We start from the raw sequence: 26,117 nt of genomic DNA, 5'->3' as shown, positions 1-26,117 counted from the left end.
CTATGAGAATAGGGCCTTAATGGCATCAATGAGCCAAATGAAGAATTGTTTGACCTTCTCCAGGAATCCCTGCCCTTCCTCAGATTGCAGGAATTTGGAAATACGGTCTTTTGCTTTGTTGAGTTGGTCACTAACCTGATTCCAGTCAATATTCAAGCTTTTCAATTTATTAAATAAATCCATCAACCTTTGAATCTGTTCCTCAGTAAGAGTTACATTTAGTTCTTTCGCCGCTTGCTCGATAATGGCCCGTAATTCCTGATCGTTTTTCGGCTGGTTCTTGGCAATTTCCTCTTTTATTTTTGCGATTAAGGCGGCTGCATTTTCTGCACCGATGGCGTCACCAAGCTTTGCTGTTTCTACCATTTCCTGATTGGCCGCCTGCTTTACTTCCTCAGGGATTGTTTTATCGGCGGAAATTTCATACGCCTTAATAATCCCTGTCAGTGCTGCGGTGCCCGAAACAGAGATCGGAGCGGTTATGTAGATGTCAGCATCCTTCACGCCAGCCGTGATCAAAGCATTGACATACATTTCATCTGTAACCCAGTTAATGTTTTTCGTTTTTACTTTTATGCCAGAGCCGCTTGGTGCAATTGTAATCGCTGATGAAGAAATTGCCTTCGTTCCAATCAATGATTTTGAGACATATTTCCCTAAATATTGATGTTCTTCTTGATTGGATACGGTCACAATTTGAACATCCTTCGGCGCGCCCATTTCCTCCAACAATTGATTTTTTTGCGTTTCTGTTAAATTTTCACCTAATGTTACAATCATATCTCCTTCAGCCATGTCTGCAAAACTGCGGATAGGAACGAGAAATAAACAGACTGCCGTGAGGAGTATCAATAATTTTTTCATAATAGCCTCCTTGATTTTTAAAACGCTTTTGACAATAATAAAGATTCTTCTTTAATAATATAACCGATTCCATTATTATATAACGATAAAAACAAATTAGAAGTTTCATAGGTTCAAATTATTCACGAAAAATTGTCTGACTTAGGAGAAATGGATTATTTTTGTATTTTGGTGTAGAATGTAGGACAGGTAAGTAAGTTAATGGGGGATTTGTATGAATAGAAATAACTGGGCTTTATTTGGCATTCTTATTGTGATATCAATTATTTGGGGAATTATCTATTGGATGTTCATAGCGCCAGGCAAGTAGAGATTTTCCATTGAAGAATGATGACGAATTCGGTATGATTGTGGTTAGTGAACATAAAGATTTTCAAATACATATACTGCATAAAGAAAATCATTAAACCAGTTTGAAAAATACACTATTGTTAAACCAAACTATTGGTTTATTGAAAATAATGAGGGATACGTATGTTAATTCGCTATAAGAAAACATTCGAAAAAATTGCGATGGGGTTAATGTCTTTTATGCCAACTGAAAAAGATCTCAAGAAACTCCAGCAAACCATGAAGGAATACGAAACAGAAGAGAATCACAGGCTGTTCCTTTGGAAGGAAGAAGATATTATTGGACTGATTGGGGCGATTTATCATCAGGATACCAATACTTTGGAAATTCAACATGTTTCTGTTAATCCCTCACACCGCTTCCAAGGAGTAGGCAAAAGAATGGTTAAAGCTTTAAAGGAAATGTATCCGGATAAAAATATTACTTCGAACGCGAACACAGCTTCTTTTATTGAGAAATGTGATGTTTGCTAAATATAGGAAAAGGCAGCGGCCTCATGCCCCGCTGCCTTTTTTTAATATCGCGTTGTTTCTTTCTGCAATGACACTTGACCGGTCCCGCAATTTGTGGCGATGGATGACCTCTAGATCCGCCAAATCACTTTCCCTTTGCCAGTCAAACCCTTTTTCATCACACAATTTCATACACGCTTGGAGCAATTCAGGATCGCTTATGGGCAGATTCATGCTTTTATATTCTTCGCGATTTTGCAGACCTATTAACTGTTCTTTTATGGTCTGAAGGAAAAGTCGGCCGTCCAAACCCAGATCCGGTAGTAAGGAAGATTGGTCAGAAATGATTGTAATCGCCTTTTCCAATGTTCTCTGTGCACCGTTAAAATTCTTGCGGCGATGGTGGTAAGCCGATACTGCCAATAATATAAACCCTACCCAAATAGACTCTTTGTTGCCGGGGTCAGACCCTTTCCAAAAGTCTTCGAGGATCTCATGGCACTCAAAATAATCCCTGTCGCCATGAAAATGACTTAAAAATTCGATATATTCTTTTGGGTACAAGCATTTCCCCTCCAGTTTCTTTATATATGTACAGTTTAACATATTCGGCAATTGAAGGTCATGCAGGCTGTAAAACAATAGACCCGTTTGAAACGGGTCCTTTAGTTATAAAAATCATTTTTAATTACCAAACCCAGGAAGCACCGATGATAATTAATAAAATGAACAATACGACGATTAACGCAAAGCCGCCGCCGAGTCCAAAGCCTGCTGCTCCATCAGCCATAATTATTACCTCCCGTCACTTTTTCTCTTTCCATGTCATCATATGTGATGAATTTGTCCATTGTTATGGGCGCACTTACCAGTATTTACGGAAGGGCAGAGTGTTCGGTTGATTTTTCTATTGGATAACCATCCTGAATCCTCTATACTATTAGTAGTCGTTTGTATAATATGATTTTAGAATTTTGGTGAGATGAATGCCTTATCAGGTGAAAATTGATGCATTTGAAGGGCCGCTTGATTTGCTGCTCCATTTAATAAACAGGCTTGAAATTGATATATATGATATTCCCGTGGCACAGATAACGGAACAATATCTAATCTATATTCATACCATGAAGGAATTAAAATTGGATGTTGCCAGTGAATATTTGGTAATGGCGGCAACACTGCTGGCGATAAAAAGCAAAATGCTTCTTCCTAAGCATGAGGAAGAGTTTGAAGACGTTGATCCACTCGAGACAGCCTACGAGGAAGACCCGAGGGACGAACTGGTTGAGCGATTGATAGAATACCGAAAGTACAAGGAGGCTGCTCACGATTTAAAAACGATGGAAGAAGAGCGATCCCTTATGTACACCAAACCGCCAAGTGATTTATCCGACTTTACGAAGGAAGTACAGCCTGGGAAAAAAGATATGAATGTTTCCCTTTACGATATGCTGGCTGCGTTCCAAAAACTAATGAGAAGAAAGAAACTGCAGCGGCCGCTTGCCGCGAAAATTACTCGGCAGGAAATTTCCATTGAGACAAGAATGACCGAGATCATGGAAGAATTAAAGCATCTTAAGGGCAGGAGAAATTTTACTGAATTATTTCCTTTTCCGGCAAAGGACCATATCGTTGTTACTTTTCTAGCTATTTTAGAACTGATGAAAAGAAAGGAAGTTAACGTCCATCAACAAGAAAACTTTGGGGACATTTTAATTGAAGCAGTAATAGAAGGAGCAGATGTTGGTGGAAATCATTAATTGGACAAGTATATTGGAAAGCCTGTTGTTCGCCGCAGGAGACGAAGGGCTTTCCCTTAAACAAATCGCCGAGGTCCTAGAAGTGGATGATCTTCATGCAAGTGAGATTATTGAGAATATAAAACAAGAGTATGAATCTAATGAAAATCGAGGAATTATGATAGTTCAACTGGCCGGGACGTTTCAGCTTGCCACAAAGAAAGACAATGCAGACTACTTAAAAAAGCTTGTTGATTCTCCGCATACCTCGACATTGTCGCAGGCTGCTTTGGAGACTTTGGCAATTATCGCGTATAAACAGCCAATCACCAGGGCTGAAATTGAGGAAATTCGTGGTGTCAAAACGGAACGGCCGTTAAACACGCTTATGGCAAAGGCCTTGATCAAAGAAGTCGGCCGTGCTGAGGGGACTGGACGCGCCATTTTATATGGTACTACCAAAGAATTTCTTGATTATTTTGGCTTGAAGAACTTGAATGAACTGCCGCCTCTTCCTGAAAAAGTCGAGGATGAATTTGTTCAGGAGGAAGCCGATTTATTTTTTGAAAAATTTCAAGAAACATTGAACTCATAATATCCGCACAGAGAATATGTGATAAAATAAAGCTATCCATATTTTTTTATGCAACAATGGTTTAAGCATATTTACAAGGAGCGGGATTTAAGTTGCTGATTAAAGAATGTAAAGGGTATGAATTAGAAAAAGAAAAATCCAATACTTCAGAGGATTTCTTTAACAGAAGTGAGATAACATTTGTGGAAGATGGGACTGAAAAAACATTGCATGTTTTGTATGTCCGTTATTTTGATTCTATTTTTCAAGAATTTACTCCATTTAAGCAAGATCCCATTTTTGCCCAAGATGGACTTGAGGTGAGCTTTAAAGATATTGTTGCCCTTGTTTGTTTACTGAAAAATCCAGGCTTACGCGGGCGCAAACGGCTTTATATTAATACCAAGCAAGAATTTGCTTCCTATTTTCAAGGTGTCAATTTCGAAAAATTGCCGGAAATCTTTTCAAGCTTGAAGCAAAAAAACGGCTATCAGCTGCGTTCGCCGCTAGAGTTTATCTTGCAGCCTAATTAAACATAGGAGGGGTTAAGATGGGGAATTCATTAGTTCATTCACAATTACACGATGTCAAAAATTTCCTTGCAAAGACCATTACCGCGATTGGGGATTTTTTAAATGAAACAACAATTTCACAATTGCAATTAGAAAATGAGGAAGACGTTAACTATCATAAATTAATCTTTTCAACGTTAAGAAAGCTTGCTGTGTACAGCGAGGAGGGTTTCGAAGCATGTACGGTTATTTTGCAGGGAGATCCATTTCAAAAAGCTGCTGCCGAGAAAACCTTGTATAAGATTTATCATCAATGCATCGAAGAATTCTTCTCACCAAAAAATGATGCCTGGTTTGAAAACAGCCGTTCTGCTTATACCGGGAAAAATTCCATCAAGTTTTACCGGACTGCAGCCGAGCAAATCCAGCAATTGGTTAAAAGCTTGGAAGGTGAGTTTCAGCGCATAAGAGAAGAACTGGAATATTATGAAACAGATTATCGCACGAAGATGATTCAATCCAAATAATTAATATTTTAAGGCTGTCCTTGCAAAGGTCAGCCTTTTCTCTTGTTCTTACCGACCTTATTTCCTCATACCTTTTAGGGAGACTCGTGCAGTGGAAAGGAAGGGGAGAAAATGAGCCGGTTTAGCGGGTATGTAAATGAATTATTTAAATGGAATGAGCAGATGCGGCATTTTCTGCAGTCTGAACGGGTCAGCCAAAACTCTGAATTATGGGATGAACTTGAGGAATTTACGGATATGATTGAAGGTTCAAGAAAAGAGCTTTCCAATGAAGAACTGATCGGTCTTCAGGCAAGAGCTGAACAAATCCATGGTAAATTGGAAAATTATTTTAGCCAAAAACGTGACCAGGAGATAGGGACCATTTGGGCAATTGAAAAACAAATCCCACCGGGAGGACACAAACTACCCGATCTGCCCTATCCTTATAACGCGTTAGAGCCATATATCTCTGAGGAGATCTTGCGGCTTCACCATGATAAGCACCACCGTGCATATGTTGAGGGTTTAAACAAGGCAGAGTTAAACCTAAAATCAGCAAGGAAAAGAAACGATTTTTCCCTCGTCAAGCATTGGTCAAGGGAGCTGGCATTCCACGGGTCCGGTCATTATCTTCATTCGATATTTTGGAAAAACATGAGCCCAAATGGCGGAGGAAACCCGTACGGATTAGTGCAAAAGGAAATCACCAATTATTTCGGAACCATCACGGCTTTTAAGAACCATTTCACCGAGGCCGCCAAACAGGTTGAAGGGTCAGGCTGGGCGTTATTGGTTTGGTCGCCAAGAGCACACCATTTGGAAATTTTACAAACGGAACGGCACATGCTGCTGACACAGTGGGATACCATCCCACTGCTTGTCCTAGACGTATGGGAGCATGCCTATTATCTTCAATATCAAAACAACCGGGCCGAGTACATCAATAACTGGTGGAATGTTGTAAACTGGCACGATGTAGAAATGAGATTTGAAAAAACAGTGGACACGAAATGGTCTCCCCTATGACAAGGAAGCGGCGCCGCCGCTTTCTTTTTTTGTCCAGCTCCAGCGCCTAGGGGCTCGGGGTCATAAGCCAATCCGTCAAGAAGGCTAAAAACCAGCCTTCTCGCCGGCTTGTCTGTAGCCTTGCGCCCCTGGTCAAGGCGCTTCCGCTTTTCTTTTTGTCATATCACACTTTGTCCTGCATAAAATTTACTAAATAACGAGGAGGACGAGGTATATCTAATGAGAAGTATATTGAAAATAGCCTGTTTTTGCCTCATAGTCTCACTATTTGCCGCTAATCATCCTCAGAGAGCCGAGGCTTCCTTTGATGTTAGTGCTGCTAGTGCGGTTCTAATTGAGCAAAATTCCGGCCGCATTCTTTATGAAAAGGATGCTTTTACGAAAAGACGAATCGCCAGCATTACGAAAATTATGACCGCGATTCTAGCAATCGAATCTGGAAAACTAGATCAATATGTAAAGGTAAGTGAACAAGCAGTCCGTGCAGAGGGCTCATCCGTGTACTTGAAGCCGGGTGAAAAAATAAAACTTGAGGATTTGGTCTATGGGTTAATGCTGCGGTCCGGAAATGATACAGCTGTTGCCATCGCCGAATATGTCGGTGGAAGTGTCGATGGCTTTGCTTTTTTAATGAACCAAAAGGCAAAGGAAATCGGCATGTTAAACACTCATTTTGCAAATCCCCATGGCTTGGATGACCATGAAAACCATTATTCAACCGCCTATGATATGGCCATTTTGACACGTTATGCCATGCATAACAAAATCTATCAAAAAATTTCCGGCACAAAGGTGCATCGCGCTCCTAATCCAACCGAAAGCTGGGACAGGATATGGAAGAACAAAAATCGGTTATTAACAAAATATAAATATACAACCGGAGGTAAGACAGGCTATACAAAACGGGCCAAGCGGACGCTGGTAACGACAGCGGCAAAAGGTGATATGAATTTAATCGCGGTCACCTTGAACGACCCAAATGATTGGGATGATCATATTTCCATGTATGAATACGGATTTAAAGATTATGATATGGCAGAAGTCTTAACAAAAGGGAAAATTGATATCAAAAGTCCGAAATATTTTCAAAATCATTTGTTCTTAAAGAAATCAATTGTTTACCCGGCAACCAGCCAAGAGATGGACTTATTCAGCATTAAGTATAAGTTAAACAAGCCTGATAAAAAATGGGATGATGAAAATAAACAAGAGAGAGTAGTCGGAAAAGCTATTGTTTATTTGGATGGAAGGGCCGTAAAGGAATCGCCTATTTACTATCAAAGCTTGCCGAAAAAGGAGAAGGGTCTGTTCGAAAGTGTTAAAAAAATATTTTTTTCACTAATAGGTGTGAACGCGTATGGTTAATTATATCTGGGTTGGAATGACCGTCATTGGGATTGTGTTTGCCCTGTTTAATGGGACCATTGAGGATGTAAACAGGGCGGTATTTGATGGGGCGAAAGAAGCGGTTACCTTATGTATCGGCCTGATCAGCGTGCTTGTCTTTTGGCTTGGAATGATGCGGATTGCGGAGGAATCAGGACTTCTTGAAAAACTGGCTAAATTATTTCGCCCGCTTGTAAAGATATTGTTTCCGGACGTACCAGTTCAACATCCAGCGATGGGATATATGCTGTCAAATATGATTTCCAACATGTTTGGCCTTGGGAATGCCGCAACGCCGCTTGGCATCAAAGCAATGGAGGAGCTAAAAAAGTTAAATGGCGGAAAAAACTCGGCTTCAAGGTCCATGGTCACATTTTTGGCGGTTAATACGGCGAGCATTACCATTATCCCGACAACCGTCATTGCTATCAGAATGACCTATCATTCAACATCCCCTACCGAAATTGTTGTTCCAACCATTATTGCCACCATCCTTTCGGCGATAGGGGCCGTTCTCATCGACCGTTACTTCTATTATCGCAGAAGCCGAAAAGGATGATCATTTATGGAATTTATCTCATTAATATCTTTGACATTTATACCCTTATTAATAGGCTTTATCCTGATTTATGGCACCATTAAACAGGTGCCGACTTACGAAAGCTTTGTTGAGGGCGGTAAGGAAGGGATAAAAATCGCTGTTTCGATTATCCCGTTTTTAGTCGGAATGCTGGTGGCCATCTCCATTTTCCGGGCATCAGGTGCACTGGATGCCATCATGGATTGGTTTCGTCCATTTATGAAGATGATGGGTGTACCAGCAGAAATCGTTCCGTTATTATTGATTCGTCCCATTTCCGGTACGGCAGCCTTGGGTATGACCAGTGACTTAATCGCTGTGTACGGACCGGATTCCTTCATTGGCAGACTAGCGTCCGTATTGCAGGGGAGCACCGACACGACCTTTTACGTTTTAACTGTTTATTTCGGTGCAGTCGGCATCAAAAAAATGGGCGATGCCTTAAAAGTAGGGCTCTTGGCAGACGTAGTCGGTATCATCGTATCCATCATCGTCGTCGCCTTCATTTTCGGAACAAAATAACAAAAAGCAGGTTCTTGTATAATGTTTCTTAGGCTGTTGAAAAACTTTCGATAGCCTTTTTATTTTTTTTCATTAATCAACGCTTTATAAATATAAAGGCATAACAATAGGTCTGTTGATTGGCGCTCCAGGCGCTTCGCTTTCCGCGGGCGCGCCGAGGAGGCTTCAGGACCTCCCCGCGGAAAGCGAGTGCCCGTAGCGGAAATCAACAGGCCCATTAGCAGGGACAATCAATAAATATCGGTTTTTAATTCTGGTAAAGTAAGAAATTGTCGATAAAAACAACCTATCTCGACAATCTAAGCAGGTTCTTAACAGAGCCTGCTTTTTGTATTTTATCTGGCACGCCGCTTAGACTTTGAAAAGTGGAGAATTTGTGTCATAATTCAGTAGGATAGAACAAATGCATTTTTAAAATAAGAATTATTACTATAGCAAAATTATATTTGTTCCCTATACTATGGATAGATTTTTTGAGGTGAAAGAATGGAAAGATTGCAGAAAGTAATTGCCCGCGCCGGAATTTCTTCTAGAAGGAAAGCGGAAGAACTGATCAAAGAGGGCAGGGTAAAAGTAAATGGAAAAGTCGTCACCGAGCTAGGTGTAAAGGTTTCACCCTCCGATAAAGTAGAGGTAAATGAAGTACCGCTTGAGAAAGAGGTGCCTGTTTACTTCCTATTATATAAACCAAGAGGGGTTATTTCGAGTGTCAGCGATGAAAAAGGCCGAAAGGTAGTAACGGATTTCTTTCCGGCTATAAAAGAAAGAATCTTCCCTGTAGGGCGCCTGGATTATGATACTTCTGGGTTATTGCTGCTTACTAACGATGGCGAATTTGCCAATCTACTAATGCATCCTAAGAACGAAATCGAAAAGGTTTATGTCGCTAAAGTAAAAGGCCTTCCTTTAAGGGAAAATCTTAAAAAGCTTGAAAAAGGAATCCGTTTAGAGGATGGAAAAACAGCGCCGGCGAAAGTGAAGCTGCTGTCAACTGATAAGAAAAAACAAACCTCTATCGTTGAGATTATTATTCACGAAGGCAAAAACCGTCAGGTAAGGAGAATGTTTGAGGCAATCGGCCATGAAGTTTTGAAGTTAAAGAGGGAACGTTATGGAATTTTAACCTTAACAGGGCTAAGGGCTGGAGAAGCTAGAGAACTAACTACCCATGAGATGAAGCAGATAAGGGCACTTGCTTTGGATGTATCGAAGCGGCGAAAAAATTCATAGAATCGTCACAATTAGATTCTGTGGTAATCACTGTGGGTACATTGATAAATGATATAATTTAGACTAACTGTGCTCTGTAGTAAATGGAGGAGATTCGAATGAAAAAACGGCGATTGGTGATGAGAACGATTATTCTGCTTATTCTCGGTGCTGCCGTTGCTTACAGCCTATATGCCAATTTGACAAAGGATACGAAACAAAAGGTAGCCGTTGGGGAAAAAGCTCCTGATTTTGTATTAACGGATATGGACGGGAATAAACATCGTTTGTCCGATTACCGCGGTCAGGGAGTTTTCTTAAACTTTTGGGGAACATGGTGTCCACCATGCAAGAAAGAGATGCCATACATCAATAATCAATACCAACAATATAAAGACAAAGGGGTTCAAGTTTTATCAGTTGATATTCAGGAATCCGAGCTGCAAGTAAACCAATTTGCTGAGCATTATAAGCTGGAATTTCCGATTATGATTGATACCGATAAAGAAGTCATGACAGCCTATGGTATTAACCCGCTGCCAGCAACATTTCTAATCGATAAAAACGGGGAAGTTGTGAAATATCATACCGGCGAAATGACGGAAAAAATGGTAAGGGAGTTTATGGAGAAAATTAAACCTTAAAGGTTGTTGGGAGTTTTTTTTAATGAACGATGTAAAATGTGAATGCGGTCATGTGAATCCGCACGGCACTGTGTTATGTGAGGCCTGCGGTAAGGTGCTGGATGAAACAGACAACAAGAAAGAACTTCTTGATATGCGCTATGAGGGCAGTGCGCGCCGCTCGCAAACCTATAACAAAACCATCATTGATAAAATATGGAACTTCTTTTCCTCTGTAAAGGTTGGCGTCTGGCTGATTATTATCACGCTGATAGCTTCTATTCTGGGCACGATTCTGCCTCAGGAAATGTATATCAATCTGCCGCCGGATGTCTATTACGAGCAGGAATACGGCTGGTTTGGAAAATTGTACTACCAGCTAGGCTTTCATGATTTGTATGGGTCATGGTGGTATTTATTATTAATCGCCATGATTGGCATTTCCCTTGTTATTTGCAGTCTTGACAGGGTAGTTCCTTTGTATAAAGCATTAAAAGCACAAAGGGTCACAAGACATGAGGGATTTCTCAAACGCCAGCGGGTGTTTGGCACAAATTCCGAGGCTGAGCAAACCGACCTTGAAACGGTGAAAAAACATTTGCAGGCAAAACGCTACCATGTCCGTGAAGAAAATGGCGATATTCTTGCAGAGAAAAATCGTTTTTCCCGTTGGGGTCCATATATAAACCATATCGGACTAATAATTTTCTTATTTGGCGGAATGCTGCGCTTTATCCCTGGTTTTTATGTAAATGAGGACCTTTGGGTTCGTGAAGGGGAAACAGCATTAGTTCCGGAAACGAATGAACAATATTATATTAAAAATAATCAATTTATATTAGAACATTACGATAAAAACAATAAGACTTTCGAAAAGGCACTGAACCGGGCAGGCGAGGTTGTAAAGAACTATCAATCAAACGTCGTTCTGTATCAGCGGGAGGGAGAGAAAATCCCAGGGGAAAAGCCGAAGTTAAAGAAGTTAGAGGAATATAAGATTAGAGTAAATCAGCCACTAGCCTTCAATGGTTACTCTGTCTTTCAATCTTCCTTTAAAACTGAATTTAAAGCGATGACATTTACTCTCACTAATAAGAGCACAAATCAAGCCTTTGGCGAGGTGAGGGTTGACTTAACTAACCCGCAGGAGAAGTACGATTTAGGTAATGGCTATTCAGTGGAACTTCTAAACTATTTCCCGGATTTCGAATTTGACGATAACGGGGAACCATCAACAAAATCGCGGGTACCAAATAACCCGGCCTTCATTTTCCGGATGAATACACCAGATAAGCCAAAAGGGGAAACAAGCTTTGTAGCCATCAGACAGACTATCGAACCGTTTGGTGATAATACCTATAAACTGGCCTTCAAGGGAATTGAAACAAAAAATGTTTCCGGATTTATTGTTAGAAAGGATTCCTCTTTATGGGTGTTCATTATTGGCGGAATCATTTTCATGATTGGGGTTATTCAAGGTGCCTACTGGAACCACCGCCGTATTTGGGTTCAGCGCAAAAACGGACAGGTCTGGATTGCCGCCCATACAAACAAGAATTGGTACGGCATGAAACGGGAGCTTGAAACTATTCTAGCAGGTACTAAATTGACGATGCCGGAGGATCAGCTTCAAAGGGACAAAGAGGTTAAGGAGGTAGTATAGTTGGCAGCATTAAGCAGTAATCTATTGTTTGTCGCTTTTATCCTATATTTAATAGCGACACTGTTTTTCGGCGGTTCAATCAAGGAGAAAAAAGGTTTATCTGAAAAGAAAGAAACGAATAAGTGGGGAAAAATTGCTGTATTTCTAACCATCGTGGGCTTTGTTTCTCAGCTTGGCTATTTTATTACCAGATGGATTGCGGCCGGACATGCACCGGTCAGTAATATGTTTGAGTTTACGACATTCTTTGGAATGGCCCTTGTCGGCGCGTTTATCGTGATTTATTTTATATACCGCACGACGTTGCTTGGTCTGTTTACAATGCCTGTAGCCATTCTGGTCATCGCGTATGCTAGTATGTTCCCAAGGGATATTACTCCATTAATACCGGCACTGCAAAGCTATTGGCTGCATATTCATGTTACCACTGCTGCAATCGGGGAAGCCATTTTGGCAATAAGCTTTGCGGCAGGTCTTATCTATTTAGTAAAAGCCATTGATCAAACCAAATCCAGTAAACGAACCTTTTGGCTCGAAGCGGTTATGTTTTCTTTAGTCACGGTTTTGGGCTTTGTAGCCGTTTCTTCAATCTTCTCCGGAATGGGGTACCATGAGAAATTTAATTGGGTTGATAAGCATGATAACGAGGCAGTTGTCGAATATACGATGCCTGCCATTACAGGACCTCACGAAGGGGAACTGTTGACAAAGGATGGCTTTAAACCATTGGTTGAGATGCCAGCTATTGTTAATGCCAAAAAACTAAATACGGTTATTTGGTCATTGTTCGGTGGAATTATCCTTTACGGACTTATTAGGCTGATTATTAGAAAGCGAATTTCCGCCGCTCTTAAACCGCTGGTTAAAAATATAAACCTTGATTTTGTTGATGAGATTAGCTATCGTTCTGTATTAATTGGATTCCCTGTTTTTACACTGGGAGCACTGATCTTTGCGATGATTTGGGCACAAATGGCTTGGTCCCGTTTCTGGGGCTGGGACCCTAAGGAAGTTTGGGCATTAATAACCTGGTTATTTTATGCCGCCTTCATGCATCTTCGTCTGTCAAAGGGCTGGCATGGAGAGAAGTCTGCTTGGCTTGCCGTAATCGGCTTTGTTATCATCATGTTTAACCTTGTCGCCGTCAACCTCATCATAGCCGGACTCCATTCTTACGCAGGATAACTGTCAAAATTTAGCCTTCACTTTTGATTAAGTGAGGGCTTTTTTCAAATAATAGTAAAAAATTATTTGTCTTAATTCACATTGTCAAATTATTGACACTTTTTATCGGATTTATTAGCTTTCAACATATAGCAAAAATGGAGACCATTTTGTAAAATAAACAACATGGGGGGATTAATAATGGATCAGGACGTTAAAATCTTAGTTGTAGATGATGAAGAAAGAATTCGCAGATTATTAAAAATGTATTTAGAGCGCGAAGATTTTATAATTGATGAAGCAGAGGATGGTAATCAAGCATTAGCGAAAGCATTGGCTAACGATTATGATGTCATTCTTTTGGATTTAATGATGCCTGGCAAGGATGGCATTGAGGTTTGCCGCGAATTAAGGGAGAAAAAGGCGACTCCTGTTATCATGTTAACGGCAAAGGGTGAAGAGGTGAACCGGGTACAGGGCTTTGAAGTCGGTACGGATGACTATATCGTTAAACCATTCAGCCCGCGTGAGGTAGTACTAAGGGTAAAAGCACTGTTAAGACGATCATCACAAACTACCTTCCTGCAAACGGAGACAACAACAAAGGATGTCATTGTATTTCCTCATTTAACAATAGATAATGATGCCCACCGGGTATCTGCTGATGGTAAAGAGGTTAGCTTAACGCCTAAAGAATATGAGCTGTTATATTTTCTTGCCAAAGCACCGGACAAAGTATTTGACCGTGAGCAGCTGTTAAAGGAAGTATGGCATTATGAGTTTTTCGGAGACCTAAGGACAGTTGATACACATGTAAAACGTCTTCGCGAAAAACTAAATAAAGTTTCGGAACAAGCTGCTAGAATGATCGTTACCGTTTGGGGAGTAGGTTACAAATTTGAGGTAGTAAATGAATGACCTTCTTAAGAAGTGTAGTCGGTAAGCTTTGGTTTACCATCATTTTATTAGTTTCATTTGTCCTGTTTATTTTAACAGTGATGCTCCTTGAGTTTTTTCAAAACTATAATATTAATGAAACAAAGAATGATTTGACCCATACAGCCGAAAAAATTGCCACTGTACTGGAGGAGCATCCAGCGGATAAATGGCCGCTCGGTTTGGAAATCTCGTGGGAAATCATTGATGATGTCACCAAAGTAGTCATTATAAAAGGTGATGAAGTTTATTATTCTCCAAACACAAAGGGAGGAAATAAATTAACGATTGATGATATTCGGAACGATCCCGAGTTATCAAGTGTATTACACAAAAATAAACGGGTCGAGAAAATCTCCAATCTTTCATCCGAAAAAAATAGCGCTGGCACTGCCGCCAATTATTCAATCATCGGGGTGCCGCTTAAACTCTCCGGAAATCAAAATGGGGCAGTGTTTATTTACCAATCTTTAAGGGTAATGCAGGAAACATCCCGGTCAGCAACCAAATTTATTTTGCTTGTGGCTGGTGTTGCCATTATTCTTACAACCATTTTCGCATTCTTTTTGTCCACAAGAATAACCGCTCCGTTAAGGAAAATGCGGGAAGCTGCATTTGAGGTGGCAAGAGGGAAATTTGATACAAAGGTCCCTATTTTGACCCATGATGAAATTGGTGAACTGGCTACTGCTTTTAATCAAATGGGCCGGCAATTAAAGTTTAACATGAACGCGCTCAATCAGGAAAAAGAGCAGTTGGCAAGCATCCTAAGCAGTATGGCTGATGGGGTTATTACCTTCAACCGGGATGGAACGATTTTAATCACAAATCCTCCGGCAGACCGCTTTCTTCAATATTGGTATTATGAGAAAGGGGTTATCTCCGGATCGGAAGCCATTCCCTCTCAAGTCATGAATCTTTTTCAAAAAGCAGTTGATACAGAAAAGGAGCAGATCGGAGAAATTTCCCTGCAAGGACGCCATTGGGTCATACTGGTTAGCCCGCTGTACAGTAATCGGTTTATTCGTGGGGCAGTTGCGGTCTTAAGGGATATGACTGAGGAACGGCAATTGGAGAAAATGAGAAGAGACTTCATTGCCAATGTTTCACACGAACTGAGAACGCCAATTTCCATGCTTCAGGGCTACAGCGAAGCGATTGTTGACGATATCGCGGAAACGCAGGAAGAGAAAAAAGAAATGGCAAAAGTCATTTATGATGAATCGCTAAGAATGGGCCGACTTGTCAATGAATTGCTGGATTTGGCAAGAATGGAAGCAGGTCATATTCAATTAACAATGGAAGAGGTCAATATCTCTACTTTTATCAAACGGATTATTCATAAATTCCAAGGGTTAGCCAAAGATAATGGAATTCAATTACTGGCTGAAATCGACAACGACATACCAACCTTTACAATGGACCCTGATCGAATTGAACAGGTTCTTACGAATTTAATTGATAATGCGATCAGGCATACCCCGAAAGATGGTTCTGTGACCTTAAAAGTCGCTTCCGAGGACAAGGGCGTCAGAATGGATGTTGTGGACTCAGGAACAGGGATTCCTGAGGAAGATTTACCGTTTGTTTTTGAACGATTTTATAAAGCTGATAAGGCACGAACCCGCGGCAGGTCAGGAACAGGTCTAGGACTGGCTATTGCCAAAAATATCATTGATGCCCATCGTGGACATATTTCCGTTCAAAGTAAAGTTGAACAGGGAACGACATTTTCCTTCATACTCCCACGAAAATCGTAAAATGACCATGGATTTTGCCGATTTCTATTGATTCACAAGGAACATTTTTTAGAGGCTGGCTACTCGCGCCAGTCTCTTTTTATTTTTCCATTAAATACCTTCCTTTTCATCCCAAAAAAGTCTATATTTAAGAAAGTGTAACCTTTTATACATAAACATCGACTAATATTTTGAACGGGGAGGGGAAAAAGTTGGACTCCGTTTTCGATGAACTTTATCAAAAATATCACCATGATGTCTTTCAATTTCTTTTTTATATGGTTAGAAACAGAGAGCAGGCGGAGGATCTTGTTCAAGAGGTTTATATTAGAGTGTTTAAGTCTTATAATCGTTTTGAAGGAAAAAGCAGCGAAAAAACCTGGCTTTTTTCGATTGCGAGAAATGTTGCGATTGATTATTTTCGAAAGCAAAAGGGCTGGAAGGAAAGAATCCTTGAGAAATTTGATTGGTCTTCAAATCAGGTAAAGGACGACCATCCTATCCCTGAGGAAATGGCTGTTCAAAGAGAAGAAATTAAATGGGTATATAAATGCTTGGAATACTGTACCGTGGACCAAAGGGCCGTCGTTATATTACGATTTATTCACGATTTGTCAATAGCGGAGACAGCAGAGGCTCTAGGATGGACAGAAAGTAAAGTCAAAACGACCCAGCATCGCTCGTTGAAGGTTTTAAAGAAGCACATGGAAACATTTTACCGAAGGGAGGAGGGAAGTAGTGAGAAAGTCAGAGTGGAGCGATAAAGAGCTCATAGATTTGTTAAAACAAATGCCTAAAATAGAAGACTATCGCCATCCTCGTGACATTTACCAAAACCTTTCACGTAAAAAACGGAAAACTGTTTCATGGCTCCTGCCGGGTATTGCAGCTGCAGCGGCACTATTTTTATTTTTTATTTTGGCTCCTAAGTTTATGGATACGAATGATTATTCAATCAATAATGCCAAACAAGAATCAACAAAAGAAGCGAAAATTGCCAAGGATAATAGCGATGCGGGCGGTATGGCCAATCAGGAATCGCAAACGGGTCAAATTTCAACATTAAAGAAAGCCGAAGGGCAAAACAATCATGCCGGGAAAACGGCCGTTTATGATGATGAAATTAAAGACGGCATCGTGTTGACCTATTGGATCCCCGATAATCAGGCGCTAAATCTAGTACCAGTATCAACTATAGTCAAAAATACTGAAGGAAAAGACTGGCTTACCTTATATAATGAACATATGGCAAACCTAAATGAATCGGAATGGGGCCTAAGTGAATTTTATCCGCTCCAGGCAACATTGCATTATGATAATGCTAATGAAACTGTTATTGTCGATGTACCTTCAGACCATCCATACCGCCAAGGCAGTGCAACGGAACAAATTTTTCTCGGTGCGTTAAAAAATGATATTTCTTCCAATAGCAGCGTCAAAACGATTGAGTTCACCACAAATGGCGAACCTGGAATCGAACTAAGCAATGACTTTTTAGAAAAATTGACCATCACTGATGTGAAAAAACATGCCTACCTCTTTTACTATCCTAATGGCAGTGATGTTCCGCTCTTGGTGCCAACACCTGAATCATATAAGGATATTAAGGCTGCAATTGATGCGATGAAGTCAGTGGTAGAGGAATATCAATTACAAAGATCTTTGTTGCCAAATTTGGCAATTCAGGATGTAACAGCAAATGATAACACGTTGACCATCACTTTTGCGAAAGATGCCAGTTTAGAAGATGAACGTTTGGCAGTCTGGTCGATGGAGGCCATCCTTTTAACGGCAAAAGAATTCGGATTTGAAAAAGTGGTTGTGAGCAATCCTCCCGCAGCAAATATTGGCCCGTTTGATTTAACAAAAGAAATCAAGGTGCCAGCGGCCCCAAATCTTCGGACAATCGAGAAATGATAAAAAAATCAACCAAAACGGTTGATTTTTTTATGCATAAAATAGCAATTGACTCCAAATTATAACAAATATGGTCAGGCCGTCCCATGCCTCATCATATGTTCTAAACTCGAGTATAAGAACATATGGTGAGGTATGGACAAGATGTAAGGAGGATTAATAGTGAAATGCGTGACTATATAAAGAGGTTTTTTATTGCCATTATCATGGCGATTTGTGTAGGTTTGTTGTTTCTCGGAGGGAGACACTCGGAAGCTGCAGGATTGCCTGAGGCGAAAACGGAGAAGGAGAGATGGATTTGGCCGGCGGATGGTGTTATTTCTGATACATATGGGACAAGACAGGGTAAGCATAAAGGAATCGATATCGCCGGAAAATATGGCACCCCGGTCTTGACAGTTGAAGATGGGGCAGTGATCAAGTCTTATTATTCCAATACATATGGTCAGGTTGTATTTATCAAGCACCCAAGCAATTTCGTTACGGTTTATGCCCACTTAAGCAAACGGGCCGTTGTGCCAGGTCAAATGGTTAAGCGGGGGGAGGCCATCGGAACAATGGGAAGGACCGGTCAGGCTACCGGCACCCATCTTCATTTTGAATCACACCAATTAGAATGGAGATATGACAAAAAGTTTGCCATTAATCCGGAACTCCTATTGGGAGATGCCGATGTTGGTGAAGCGGTTCAGGGCGGAATTGCAGCCAGTGGCAAGGATGTTTTGGAGGTAAGCAGCCGTCCGCAAAATATTCCTGAACCCAGCCGGCAGCCACTTGTAAACCAATATATTGTAATAAATGGTGACAACTTGTCCTCCATTGCCCAAAAGTTTAATGTGACAGTGGCAAGATTAAAGGAAATCAATAACCTAAACACGGATGTAATCAAGCCTAATCAAGTCTTAATCGTCCGGTAAATTAAAACTTTTTAACCCGCATCCTATTGCTGCGGGTGTTTTTTATCTAAATATTCAAAAAACGGGAAATAACTTTAACTTAACAAAGTGACAGATTTTCAGTATAATAAACTTATAATTTTATATCGATCTATCTTCGGGGCAGGGTGAAATTCCCGATCGGCGGTATTAGAGTATAACTCTTCAGCCCGCGAGCCTAATTGGGCAGGATTTGGTGTGATTCCAAAGCCGACAGTATAGTCTGGATGGGAGAAGATGGAGGTTCTGCAGGCATTCGAAAAATTTTCTTGGATCGAATGTTTATTAAGCGTACCTAAATTTACTCCCTCAAGCTTCAATCTTGAGGGAGTTTTATTTTGCGTACCTATAAAAGCTGAATCTCTCTTCCTAACGTGATGGATCAAAAAGGAGAGAGGAAGATGAAGAAAATGAAGAACACAAAGGTAAAAGCAATGGTTTCAATCGGGATGCTGAGCAGCATCGCATATTTATTAATGTTTTTAAACTTTCCGCTGCCAATGTTCCCTAATTTTTTGTTTGTGGACTTTAGTGATATTCCTGCTTTGATTGCTGCGCTGATTTTCGGACCAGTGGCAGGAATTTTAGTAGAATTGTTTAAGAATATGTTAAATTATTTTGCAACAGGGAGCCCGACAGGCATTCCTATTGGCCACCTTGCCAATTTCGCAGCAGGGATTGTGTTTATTCTGCCGACTTGCTTTGTGTATAATAAATTGAAATCAAAAAAGGGAATGACACTTGCCCTAGTAGCTGGAACTCTAATCATGGCTGTTGTGATGAGTATTGCCAACTACTTTATTATTTTACCTGCCTATACGGCCTTAATGGGTTTCCCAGATATGAGGAACCTCGTCGTACCTGCGATTTTGCCTTTTAATATCTTAAAGGGCGTAATGATGTCGATCATTTTCATGCTTCTATTTATTCGGATGCAGGCATGGCTAAATAAATTTTCAGTAAAAAATGCTTAAAACGAACAGAGGCTGCAAAACTTGGGCCTCTGTTTTCTATCGAAAAAAATAACCCCCCGGCTTATATTAGGCGGGGGGTAGCAGCTTAAGAATATCTTCAGTCAAAGATTATTCAAATTTAGTTGGGTTACCGTCGAATGGCTCATCAGCAACTTTAATAGAATCAGTTGGGCAGCCTTCGAAAGCGTCCATCATGTCATCGATTAAAACATCTGGAATTTCAACGATACCTTCGTTATCGTCAAGTGTTACGAATGCGATACCTTCATCATCGTAATCATAGATATCTGGTGCAGCAGCGCCGCATGCGCCACACGCGATGCAAGTTTCCTTGTCAACAATTGTATACTTTGCCATGAAAAAAACCTCCCAGTAAAATAACAAGTAATATGCTTACTTATTTTCCATTTGTGATGGAAAATACAATTCACATATCTATTGTAAAGCTGTATGAATAACTTTTCAATAGAAATTTGATTTTGGTACCTTTAGTCCCATTATTTCTTAAACTTCCACATTTTTGGACAACACAATACCTGTTTCATGTTAAAATATAATAAAATTTAACTGTTTTTGTCGAATCAGGATAAGTGGTGAGTCTAAAATGGAATGGGTAGAATCAGTTATTCTTTATTGTTTGAAAAAAATTAATAACGAAAGAACTATTTATTCTGTTTACCACATTTTAAAAGGAAAGAAATCGTCGCAAACCATTCAGGATATTCATTTATATTCGTTAAAAAGATTATTTGGAGTACTTGAACCGCTGACAAGAGACTCCTTTGAAGCCATAATTCATAGTATGAGGGACAATGGGTGGATTATTGAGCAAGGTGAGCAAAAATACCTGCTCAGTTCTTCAGGAGAGCAGCGCTTGAAAAATATCGGTATTCCAATCTTTCTTAATGGCTGGCGTTATCACCAAATGACCACTATATTTTGGGAACGACTCTCTTTATTAGTTCAAGTAGTCTCTAACCTCATTAATCAGGAAACAAGCTATATACCGATTCAAAAAAATAAGAAGGTTCTTATCTGGGTTAAAGCTGTTCTTAAAGAAAGCCATCTCTCAAGAAACGAAATTGGCGAAAAATTATATGAAGAATTGAACGAATGCTTCGAAGATGGGCAGGAAATTGATCCGTCTATGATTGTCTTCCGTTTAACTGGATTCCGGCAAATAGGATTAACCGCTCAACAAGCATCCAAAAAAATGAATGTTAATGTGTACGAATATCATCTTACATTTACTAATACACTGCATTATTTGATTGAAAAAATAGAAACAAGAGGCGTTAATTTTCCGATATTAACCCATCTACTAAAGGGCTTGGAGCATGGGGATGAATTAACCATTACGGCGCGAAAAACATGGAAATTGCTATCGCAGGGATATTCGATAGAGATGATAGCCAAAAACAGAAATTTAAAAACAAGCACAATCGAAGATCATTTAGTGGAATTTGCACTGCAAATAGACCGGTTTTCAATCGATGATTTTGTTGATAGAGAATTACAGCTGGAAATTTTGCAAATTGCTAATCGAGCCGCCACAAAGCAATTAAAATTAATAAGGGAAAAAGTCAGCCGTGCCAGTTATTTTCAAATCAGGTTAGTGTTGGCGAAGTATGGTGACCGGCAATGGAATTAGAAAATCTTTTAAAAAAACATTTTGGCTATTTATCATTTAAAACAGGGCAAAAGGAAGCCATTTCAGCTATCTTAAATGGACAGCATACCCTGGCCATGCTCCCGACCGGAACGGGCAAATCCCTATGCTACCAGCTTCCTGGTTATGTTTTTGAGGGATCGATATTAATCGTTTCCCCGCTTCTATCCCTTATGCAAGATCAAGTTGAACAATTAGGTCGTTTGGGTGAGAAAAGGGTTATTGCTTTAAACTCCTTTCTTTCTTTGGAGGAAAAAAATTATGTTCTAGACCGGCTGCACGACTATAAGTTTATCTTTATATCACCGGAGATGCTTCAGTCCTCTTTCATCTTACAAAAGCTTCGGAACCTTGCCATCTGCTTATTTGTAGTGGATGAAGCGCATTGTATTTCTCAATGGGGGTATGATTTTCGGCCGGATTACTCCAAATTGGGTGAAATAAGGAAAAGCTTAGGGTGCCCCCTTACACTAGCTCTGACCGCCACCGCTACAAGAAAGGTCCGGAAGGATATTATCCAATCATTAGGCATAGAGGATGCTGTAAAAGTGGAATCGACAATTGACCGTCCTAATATAGCCATATGGATCGACGAAATAGAAGAGTATCAGAAAAAGACAGACCGGGTTTTGGAGCTTGCTGCAAAGCTTGAAAAACCTGGTATTATTTACTTTTCAAGCAAAAAAATGGCCGAACAAATGGCTTTATTGCTAGAGGAAAAGAATATTTGCAACGCAAGTGCTTACCACGGGGGATTGGATCAGGATACAAGAATATTAATCCAGCAACAATTTATTCATAACCAGCTAGATGTTATTTGTGCCACAAGTGCATTCGGGATGGGAGTGAATAAGGATAATATCAGATTTATTATTCATTTTCATATGCCGATGCAAATCGAGTCGTATCTTCAGGAAATTGGCCGTGCAGGACGCGATGGTCTGCCGAGTATCGCCTACCTTTTATATTCACCTGGAGATGAACAGCTGCCTTTTCAGCTTGCCGAAAGCGAACTCCCGTCGGAACAGCAAATTAACTGGCTGTTTCATGAATTGGAAATTGGACACGGAATAAAAGGCGATGCACTTCAATTCAATCAAGGCACCCAGGAAAGAGGAGGGTTTTCTGAGGTTCAGTGGAGATTAGTGGAGAATCTTCTCCGGAAAGAAGCCAAAGAAAAAAGTTCTCTTCTTGACGGCAAAGAAAGAATTAAAGGATTTGTTAATGAACGCATAACAATGAAGAAAAAAAATATTTACCAAATGTTACAATGGGTTTTGTCAAATCGGTGCCGGCGCGAATTCCTTTTGAATTATTTTGAGGAACAGGTGACAAGTAAAATTGAGCAATGCTGTGATATTTGCGGAATTGACGAAAAAAACTATTCAGCCTCCCATAAAATGAGGAAGAATCATTTAGGGAAAATTGAATGGAAGGAATACCTAGCCGGATTATTACTTAATAGCGAGTTGAGGGAATGAAAAAGAAATATAATGAACTAATTAGCAGCTTAACTGATAAAGATTTACTTTTTCACTTATATATGACACAGGTCATATTGCTTGTGATCTCACTCATTTTAGGATTGCTCCTATTTGACCATTTCTCTTTTTTGAAAACAATCGATGTAAGGGACGTTAAGATTATTTCCATAGGCGTGCCATTGGGGATAGCGATTGTCATCGTTGACTTAATCCTAATGAAATGGCTGCCTGCATCTTTTTATGATGATGGCGGCTTAAATGAACGGATTTTTCGGAAAAGAAATATATTCCATATTTTTATTATTGCCGCGTTTGTTTCCTTTAGCGAGGAAGTATTATTTAGAGGGATCATCCAAACGAAAGTCGGGCTTATTTTGGCTAGTCTTATCTTTGCGTTAATCCATTACCGCTACCTGTTTAATGTGTTTTTATTTATCAACATTATCACGCTTAGTTTTGTTATTGGGGCAGTCTATGAATCGACAAATAATCTGGCTGTCACCATTATGATGCATTTTATTATCGATTTCTTATTAGGTATTTTTATAAAGTATAAACATTCTTCGGCAGATGATCAGCAAGGAGGGGGAGGGCTTCATGAATAGAGAAGAACCATATCGAGAGCAAGCCGAAAGATTAAAACAACGAATACAAAAGGTGAATGAAAATATCGAAGTAAACGATGAATTGCCTCCAAGGGAACTGGTCCATCGGGAAAAAAAGAAAAAGGTAAAATGGAAAATAAAATATCCGGTTATTCGGATCCTGGTATTATTCTTTATTCTTCTTCCTGTGATTATTTTCAGTGTTATTTCTTATCTTGATGGAAAACAAATAAATGGCTCTAAGAAAGCTTCAACGGATCCTGTTGGCTATGAAACTATTAACCTAAAAAAATCAACTTCAGAAGAGGCTGATAAAGTGGAGGAAGACCAATCCGTAAATGCCGATGGAGCTGATAATCTGGAAAGTGTAGAAGCGGGCACCTCATTAACCCCACCAGCCGAAGAACAGCCGACTGCCAATACGGAAAAAAATGTGTCCACGGAAAGTCCTGTTTCACCTCAAGGGGCTGCCAGCAATAATGCACCAGTGCAGACTCAGAATCAACCAACACAAACGGATACAAGTAAAAGTGAACCAGTACAACAAACGATCATTCGTCATAAGGTTCAGCAGCAAGAAACATTATTTAGTATTTCGATGAAGTATTATAAATCTCAAAAAGGGATGGACATTATAAAAAAAGCAAACAACATGTCCAATGAAGAAATCTATGTTGGTCAGGTATTGAAAATCCCAATTAGCAACTAACCGATCGTTTTTAGGTCGGTTTTTTTGTTTTTTAATTCATAAGTTTGCGGACAAGTTCATATTTATTAATGGAGAAATGGAGGGATGGATATGGATTCTCCCATTAGGGAGCTTGAGCATACGGATGAAGCGACCAAGCAGGTTCTAGAAAATGTCCGGAAAAAGAAGGAAAAATTTGATAAAGCAGAAAAGTTACATTATCTTTCTATCTATTCGACTCTTTTATTGGCGGCCATCTTTTTTTGTTATTTTTATTTTGCCATTGCGAAATATTATTCTTATTCCTTTTTTGCCATGTTTTCTGCTTCGTTAAATGATTCGGTTATCATATTTTTAATGGCGATTACGATCATTGGGTACGGTTCAATGAATATTTTAAAGCAGCAAAAGGATAAGAAGGAGAAGGAATATCAGGAATTGAGGGCTGAGATTGCCGACCGCAGTAAAGATTTTTGGAAGAAGGAAGAAGAGTGGAAAAACCGCCATATCGTTTTTGCAATGATGAAAAAAAATTACGATATCAATCTATATCATGAAAAAAAATAAAGAAGCAGAATCTCTGCCTCTTCCTAATTAAAAAATCTTCTTCTTTCCTTTTTCTTCTTTTAAAATTTCGACCGCTTCGCGGAAGCGTTGCGAGTGGATGATTTCTCTTTCCCGTAGGAAACGAAGACCGTCATTTAAGTCGGGGTCATCGCTCATATTGATAATCCATTGGTAGGTTGCCCGTGCTTTCTCTTCTGCAGCAATGTCTTCATAAAGGTCGGCGATTGGGTCACCCTTAGCTTGGATATACTGAGTGGTAAAAGGAATTCCTGCGGCATTATGGTAAAATAGGGCTTTATCATGATCGGCATAGTGCCCGTCAAGCCCTGCTGCCTTCATTTGTTCAACGGTAGCGTCTTTTGTGAGCTTGTAGACCATAGTGGCAATCATTTCCAAGTGAGCAAACTCTTCCGTTCCGATATCTGTCAAAAGGCCGATGACTTTGTCGGGAATCGTGTATCGTTGGTTCAAATATCGGAGCGCTGCAGCAAGCTCTCCATCGGCACCTCCATATTGTTCTATCAAAAATTTGGCTAACATCGGATTGCAGGTGCTGACACGGACAGGATATTGCAGTTTCTTTTCGTATATCCACATTTTCCTTTATCCCTCCCTTTGAACATCTAACACTATCCAGCTCCAGAGCCCAGCGGCTAGTGTCCTTCGCTCTTCTCCCTACGATAAGTCAAGCACGAATGCGCTATCGCTCTTCGTGTTTCCTTTATCTCAGTCGAAGCGCTCCACAAGGAAAGCTTAGGCAGCATAGCCATCGCACGAAGAAAAAGCGTAGCTTTTTCGAGGAGGCCATACGCCGCTAAACGGGCGCTTCCGCTTTTAAATTTGCCATGGCCAAGGTGAATCGTCCCAATTCCATGGATGCCCCGAATAGCTGTTGCCAAACTGCTGAAGGGGGCCAAATTGGCTTTCGAAGGCTTTTTTTATTCTCTTTCTTTCCTTTACATAATGGTTAAATTGGTTTATCGCTTCAAGATCATCATTGTGAGTATCCAAATACAAAGTGAGCTCGACCAGGACAAAGTCGACGGCTTGGAGCTGTTCCATCAATTGATAATACTCGGCAGGAACTTGCTTCATGAAGGGATACCCCCTTTTGCAATTTCATTGGGGCCGTACCAGGGATCATAGAAATCTTTCCAAAGCGTACCTGCTTTAAGAGCCTCAAATGGAGAAAACTGTGGGAGATTTGGTGGTTGAAAACCCATATATAAATGAGGCGGTGTGGAATACTTTTTTTCAAGCATCGGCTTACAGGGGTCGAAAGGACTTACATACGGATGGTAGGTCTTAAGATGAGTGTTCATGGAAACCCTCCCTTTATTTCAGCATCAGTTAATCATATGATAATATTCTTATGACATGACATAAAAGTTTAATAAATGAAAGGTTTTCGAACGCTGACATAGAATT

At 40.1% G+C, this 26,117-nt stretch carries 31 protein-coding genes and 1 riboswitch; of the genes, 24 read left to right on the top strand and 7 right to left on the bottom strand.

Annotation, left to right across the window (positions count from 1 at the left end; genetic code table 11):
* Complete coding sequence (locus ACZ5B7_RS21965) at positions 1-867, bottom strand: DUF1002 domain-containing protein (RefSeq protein ID WP_423802659.1); 867 nt, start codon at positions 865-867, stop codon at positions 1-3.
* 471 nt (positions 868-1,338) lie between these two features.
* On the opposite strand from ACZ5B7_RS21965, the gene ACZ5B7_RS21960 reads away from it, so the two are divergent.
* Positions 1,339-1,689, top strand: coding sequence for a GNAT family N-acetyltransferase (locus ACZ5B7_RS21960; RefSeq protein ID WP_423798995.1), 351 nt, complete (start codon positions 1,339-1,341; stop codon positions 1,687-1,689).
* A gap of 21 nt (positions 1,690-1,710) precedes the next feature.
* Here the strand turns inward: ACZ5B7_RS21960 and ACZ5B7_RS21955 are convergent, their stop codons facing one another.
* Complete coding sequence (locus ACZ5B7_RS21955) at positions 1,711-2,232, bottom strand: DUF309 domain-containing protein (RefSeq protein ID WP_464490996.1); 522 nt, start codon at positions 2,230-2,232, stop codon at positions 1,711-1,713.
* Between the two features lie 124 nt (positions 2,233-2,356).
* The gene (locus tag ACZ5B7_RS21950) at positions 2,357-2,458 is read right to left on the bottom strand and encodes a YjcZ family sporulation protein (protein ID WP_213144979.1); all 102 of its coding nucleotides are present in this window, start codon (positions 2,456-2,458) and stop codon (positions 2,357-2,359) included.
* Between the two features lie 196 nt (positions 2,459-2,654).
* On the opposite strand from ACZ5B7_RS21950, the gene ACZ5B7_RS21945 reads away from it, so the two are divergent.
* From ACZ5B7_RS21945 to ACZ5B7_RS21860, 18 genes are all read left to right on the top strand, one after another.
* Positions 2,655-3,428, top strand: a complete 774-nt coding sequence (locus tag ACZ5B7_RS21945) for a segregation/condensation protein A (RefSeq protein WP_464490995.1) — start codon at positions 2,655-2,657, stop codon at positions 3,426-3,428.
* The gene (gene scpB, locus ACZ5B7_RS21940; RefSeq protein WP_464490994.1) at positions 3,415-4,002 is read left to right on the top strand and encodes an SMC-Scp complex subunit ScpB; all 588 of its coding nucleotides are present in this window, start codon (positions 3,415-3,417) and stop codon (positions 4,000-4,002) included. Before ACZ5B7_RS21945 ends, scpB begins: the two co-directional genes overlap by 14 nt.
* Positions 4,003-4,094: 92 nt before the next feature.
* A complete protein-coding gene (locus tag ACZ5B7_RS21935; protein WP_464490993.1) occupies positions 4,095-4,514 on the top strand; it encodes a hypothetical protein in 420 nt (139 codons plus the stop codon).
* A 17-nt stretch (positions 4,515-4,531) separates the two neighbouring features.
* Positions 4,532-5,020: a YpuI family protein gene (locus tag ACZ5B7_RS21930; RefSeq protein ID WP_464490992.1), complete on the top strand. Its 489-nt coding sequence runs from the start codon at positions 4,532-4,534 to the stop codon at positions 5,018-5,020.
* 111 nt (positions 5,021-5,131) lie between these two features.
* Positions 5,132-6,028, top strand: coding sequence for a superoxide dismutase (locus ACZ5B7_RS21925; RefSeq protein WP_464490991.1), 897 nt, complete (start codon positions 5,132-5,134; stop codon positions 6,026-6,028).
* A 219-nt stretch (positions 6,029-6,247) separates the two neighbouring features.
* Entirely contained in the window at positions 6,248-7,393 is a 1,146-nt protein-coding gene (locus tag ACZ5B7_RS21920) for a D-alanyl-D-alanine carboxypeptidase family protein (RefSeq protein ID WP_464490990.1), read from the top strand.
* Positions 7,386-7,973 carry a nucleoside recognition domain-containing protein gene (locus tag ACZ5B7_RS21915; protein ID WP_464490989.1) on the top strand — a complete coding sequence of 196 codons (588 nt, stop codon included), beginning with the start codon at positions 7,386-7,388 and terminating at the stop codon, positions 7,971-7,973. Before ACZ5B7_RS21920 ends, ACZ5B7_RS21915 begins: the two co-directional genes overlap by 8 nt.
* 6 nt (positions 7,974-7,979) lie before the next feature.
* A complete protein-coding gene (locus ACZ5B7_RS21910; protein ID WP_213144987.1) occupies positions 7,980-8,516 on the top strand; it encodes a spore maturation protein in 537 nt (178 codons plus the stop codon).
* A 486-nt stretch (positions 8,517-9,002) separates the two neighbouring features.
* On the top strand, positions 9,003-9,746 hold the full coding sequence (gene rluB / locus ACZ5B7_RS21905) for a 23S rRNA pseudouridine(2605) synthase RluB (RefSeq protein WP_464490988.1): 744 nt from the start codon (positions 9,003-9,005) through the stop codon (positions 9,744-9,746).
* A 98-nt stretch (positions 9,747-9,844) separates the two neighbouring features.
* Positions 9,845-10,369 carry a thiol-disulfide oxidoreductase ResA gene (resA, locus tag ACZ5B7_RS21900; protein ID WP_213144989.1) on the top strand — a complete coding sequence of 175 codons (525 nt, stop codon included), beginning with the start codon at positions 9,845-9,847 and terminating at the stop codon, positions 10,367-10,369.
* Positions 10,370-10,391: 22 nt separating this feature from the next.
* Complete coding sequence (gene resB / locus ACZ5B7_RS21895) at positions 10,392-12,011, top strand: cytochrome c biogenesis protein ResB (protein WP_464490987.1); 1,620 nt, start codon at positions 10,392-10,394, stop codon at positions 12,009-12,011.
* On the top strand, positions 12,012-13,196 hold the full coding sequence (ccsB, locus tag ACZ5B7_RS21890; protein WP_464490986.1) for a c-type cytochrome biogenesis protein CcsB: 1,185 nt from the start codon (positions 12,012-12,014) through the stop codon (positions 13,194-13,196). It abuts the gene before it with no gap.
* Positions 13,197-13,376: 180 nt separating this feature from the next.
* The gene (locus tag ACZ5B7_RS21885; RefSeq protein WP_213120323.1) at positions 13,377-14,093 is read left to right on the top strand and encodes a response regulator transcription factor; all 717 of its coding nucleotides are present in this window, start codon (positions 13,377-13,379) and stop codon (positions 14,091-14,093) included.
* Positions 14,090-15,871, top strand: a complete 1,782-nt coding sequence (locus ACZ5B7_RS21880; protein WP_464490985.1) for an ATP-binding protein — start codon at positions 14,090-14,092, stop codon at positions 15,869-15,871. Before ACZ5B7_RS21885 ends, ACZ5B7_RS21880 begins: the two co-directional genes overlap by 4 nt.
* Before the next feature lie 170 nt (positions 15,872-16,041).
* Positions 16,042-16,614 (top strand): RNA polymerase sigma factor SigX, encoded by a 573-nt coding sequence (gene sigX, locus ACZ5B7_RS21875; RefSeq protein ID WP_213144994.1) that lies wholly within the window; start codon positions 16,042-16,044, stop codon positions 16,612-16,614.
* On the top strand, positions 16,589-17,767 hold the full coding sequence (locus tag ACZ5B7_RS21870) for a negative regulator of sigma-X activity (protein ID WP_464490984.1): 1,179 nt from the start codon (positions 16,589-16,591) through the stop codon (positions 17,765-17,767). Before sigX ends, ACZ5B7_RS21870 begins: the two co-directional genes overlap by 26 nt.
* A 167-nt stretch (positions 17,768-17,934) precedes the next feature.
* Complete coding sequence (locus ACZ5B7_RS21865; protein ID WP_464490983.1) at positions 17,935-18,684, top strand: peptidoglycan DD-metalloendopeptidase family protein; 750 nt, start codon at positions 17,935-17,937, stop codon at positions 18,682-18,684.
* A gap of 128 nt (positions 18,685-18,812) precedes the next feature.
* A riboswitch (FMN riboswitch) is annotated at positions 18,813-18,945 on the top strand.
* A 167-nt stretch (positions 18,946-19,112) separates the two neighbouring features.
* The gene (locus ACZ5B7_RS21860; RefSeq protein WP_464494546.1) at positions 19,113-19,676 is read left to right on the top strand and encodes an ECF transporter S component; all 564 of its coding nucleotides are present in this window, start codon (positions 19,113-19,115) and stop codon (positions 19,674-19,676) included.
* Between the two features lie 108 nt (positions 19,677-19,784).
* On the opposite strand, the gene ACZ5B7_RS21855 is transcribed toward ACZ5B7_RS21860, so the two are convergent.
* Complete coding sequence (locus ACZ5B7_RS21855; RefSeq protein WP_042355233.1) at positions 19,785-20,033, bottom strand: ferredoxin; 249 nt, start codon at positions 20,031-20,033, stop codon at positions 19,785-19,787.
* A gap of 247 nt (positions 20,034-20,280) precedes the next feature.
* Between ACZ5B7_RS21855 and ACZ5B7_RS21850 the strand changes: the two genes are divergently transcribed.
* The 5 genes from ACZ5B7_RS21850 to ACZ5B7_RS21830 all read left to right on the top strand — a co-directional run bounded on the left by ACZ5B7_RS21850 (position 20,281) and on the right by ACZ5B7_RS21830 (position 24,689).
* Positions 20,281-21,327 carry a YpbB family protein gene (locus tag ACZ5B7_RS21850; RefSeq protein WP_464490982.1) on the top strand — a complete coding sequence of 349 codons (1,047 nt, stop codon included), beginning with the start codon at positions 20,281-20,283 and terminating at the stop codon, positions 21,325-21,327.
* Positions 21,318-22,826 carry a RecQ family ATP-dependent DNA helicase gene (locus ACZ5B7_RS21845; protein ID WP_464490981.1) on the top strand — a complete coding sequence of 503 codons (1,509 nt, stop codon included), beginning with the start codon at positions 21,318-21,320 and terminating at the stop codon, positions 22,824-22,826. The genes ACZ5B7_RS21850 and ACZ5B7_RS21845 overlap by 10 nt, the downstream gene beginning before the upstream one ends.
* Positions 22,823-23,434 carry a lysostaphin resistance A-like protein gene (locus tag ACZ5B7_RS21840; protein ID WP_464490980.1) on the top strand — a complete coding sequence of 204 codons (612 nt, stop codon included), beginning with the start codon at positions 22,823-22,825 and terminating at the stop codon, positions 23,432-23,434. Before ACZ5B7_RS21845 ends, ACZ5B7_RS21840 begins: the two co-directional genes overlap by 4 nt.
* Positions 23,427-24,143: a LysM peptidoglycan-binding domain-containing protein gene (locus ACZ5B7_RS21835; protein WP_464490979.1), complete on the top strand. Its 717-nt coding sequence runs from the start codon at positions 23,427-23,429 to the stop codon at positions 24,141-24,143. The genes ACZ5B7_RS21840 and ACZ5B7_RS21835 overlap by 8 nt, the downstream gene beginning before the upstream one ends.
* A gap of 90 nt (positions 24,144-24,233) precedes the next feature.
* Positions 24,234-24,689 (top strand): DUF2663 family protein, encoded by a 456-nt coding sequence (locus ACZ5B7_RS21830; protein ID WP_464490978.1) that lies wholly within the window; start codon positions 24,234-24,236, stop codon positions 24,687-24,689.
* A gap of 27 nt (positions 24,690-24,716) precedes the next feature.
* Here the strand turns inward: ACZ5B7_RS21830 and ACZ5B7_RS21825 are convergent, their stop codons facing one another.
* The 3 genes from ACZ5B7_RS21825 to ACZ5B7_RS21815 form a co-directional block, all read right to left on the bottom strand.
* Positions 24,717-25,286 (bottom strand): manganese catalase family protein, encoded by a 570-nt coding sequence (locus ACZ5B7_RS21825; protein WP_213145002.1) that lies wholly within the window; start codon positions 25,284-25,286, stop codon positions 24,717-24,719.
* A 237-nt stretch (positions 25,287-25,523) separates the two neighbouring features.
* Entirely contained in the window at positions 25,524-25,784 is a 261-nt protein-coding gene (locus ACZ5B7_RS21820; RefSeq protein WP_213120334.1) for a spore coat protein CotJB, read from the bottom strand.
* On the bottom strand, positions 25,781-26,011 hold the full coding sequence (locus ACZ5B7_RS21815) for a spore coat associated protein CotJA (protein WP_423798972.1): 231 nt from the start codon (positions 26,009-26,011) through the stop codon (positions 25,781-25,783). The genes ACZ5B7_RS21820 and ACZ5B7_RS21815 overlap by 4 nt, the downstream gene beginning before the upstream one ends.
* Positions 26,012-26,117: the final 106 nt, after the last annotated feature.

It is taken from the genome of Neobacillus sp. S1115 (genome assembly GCF_055385565.1).
Note: the sequence above shows the minus strand (reverse complement) of the source record. Positions and strands in the feature narration are given on the sequence as shown.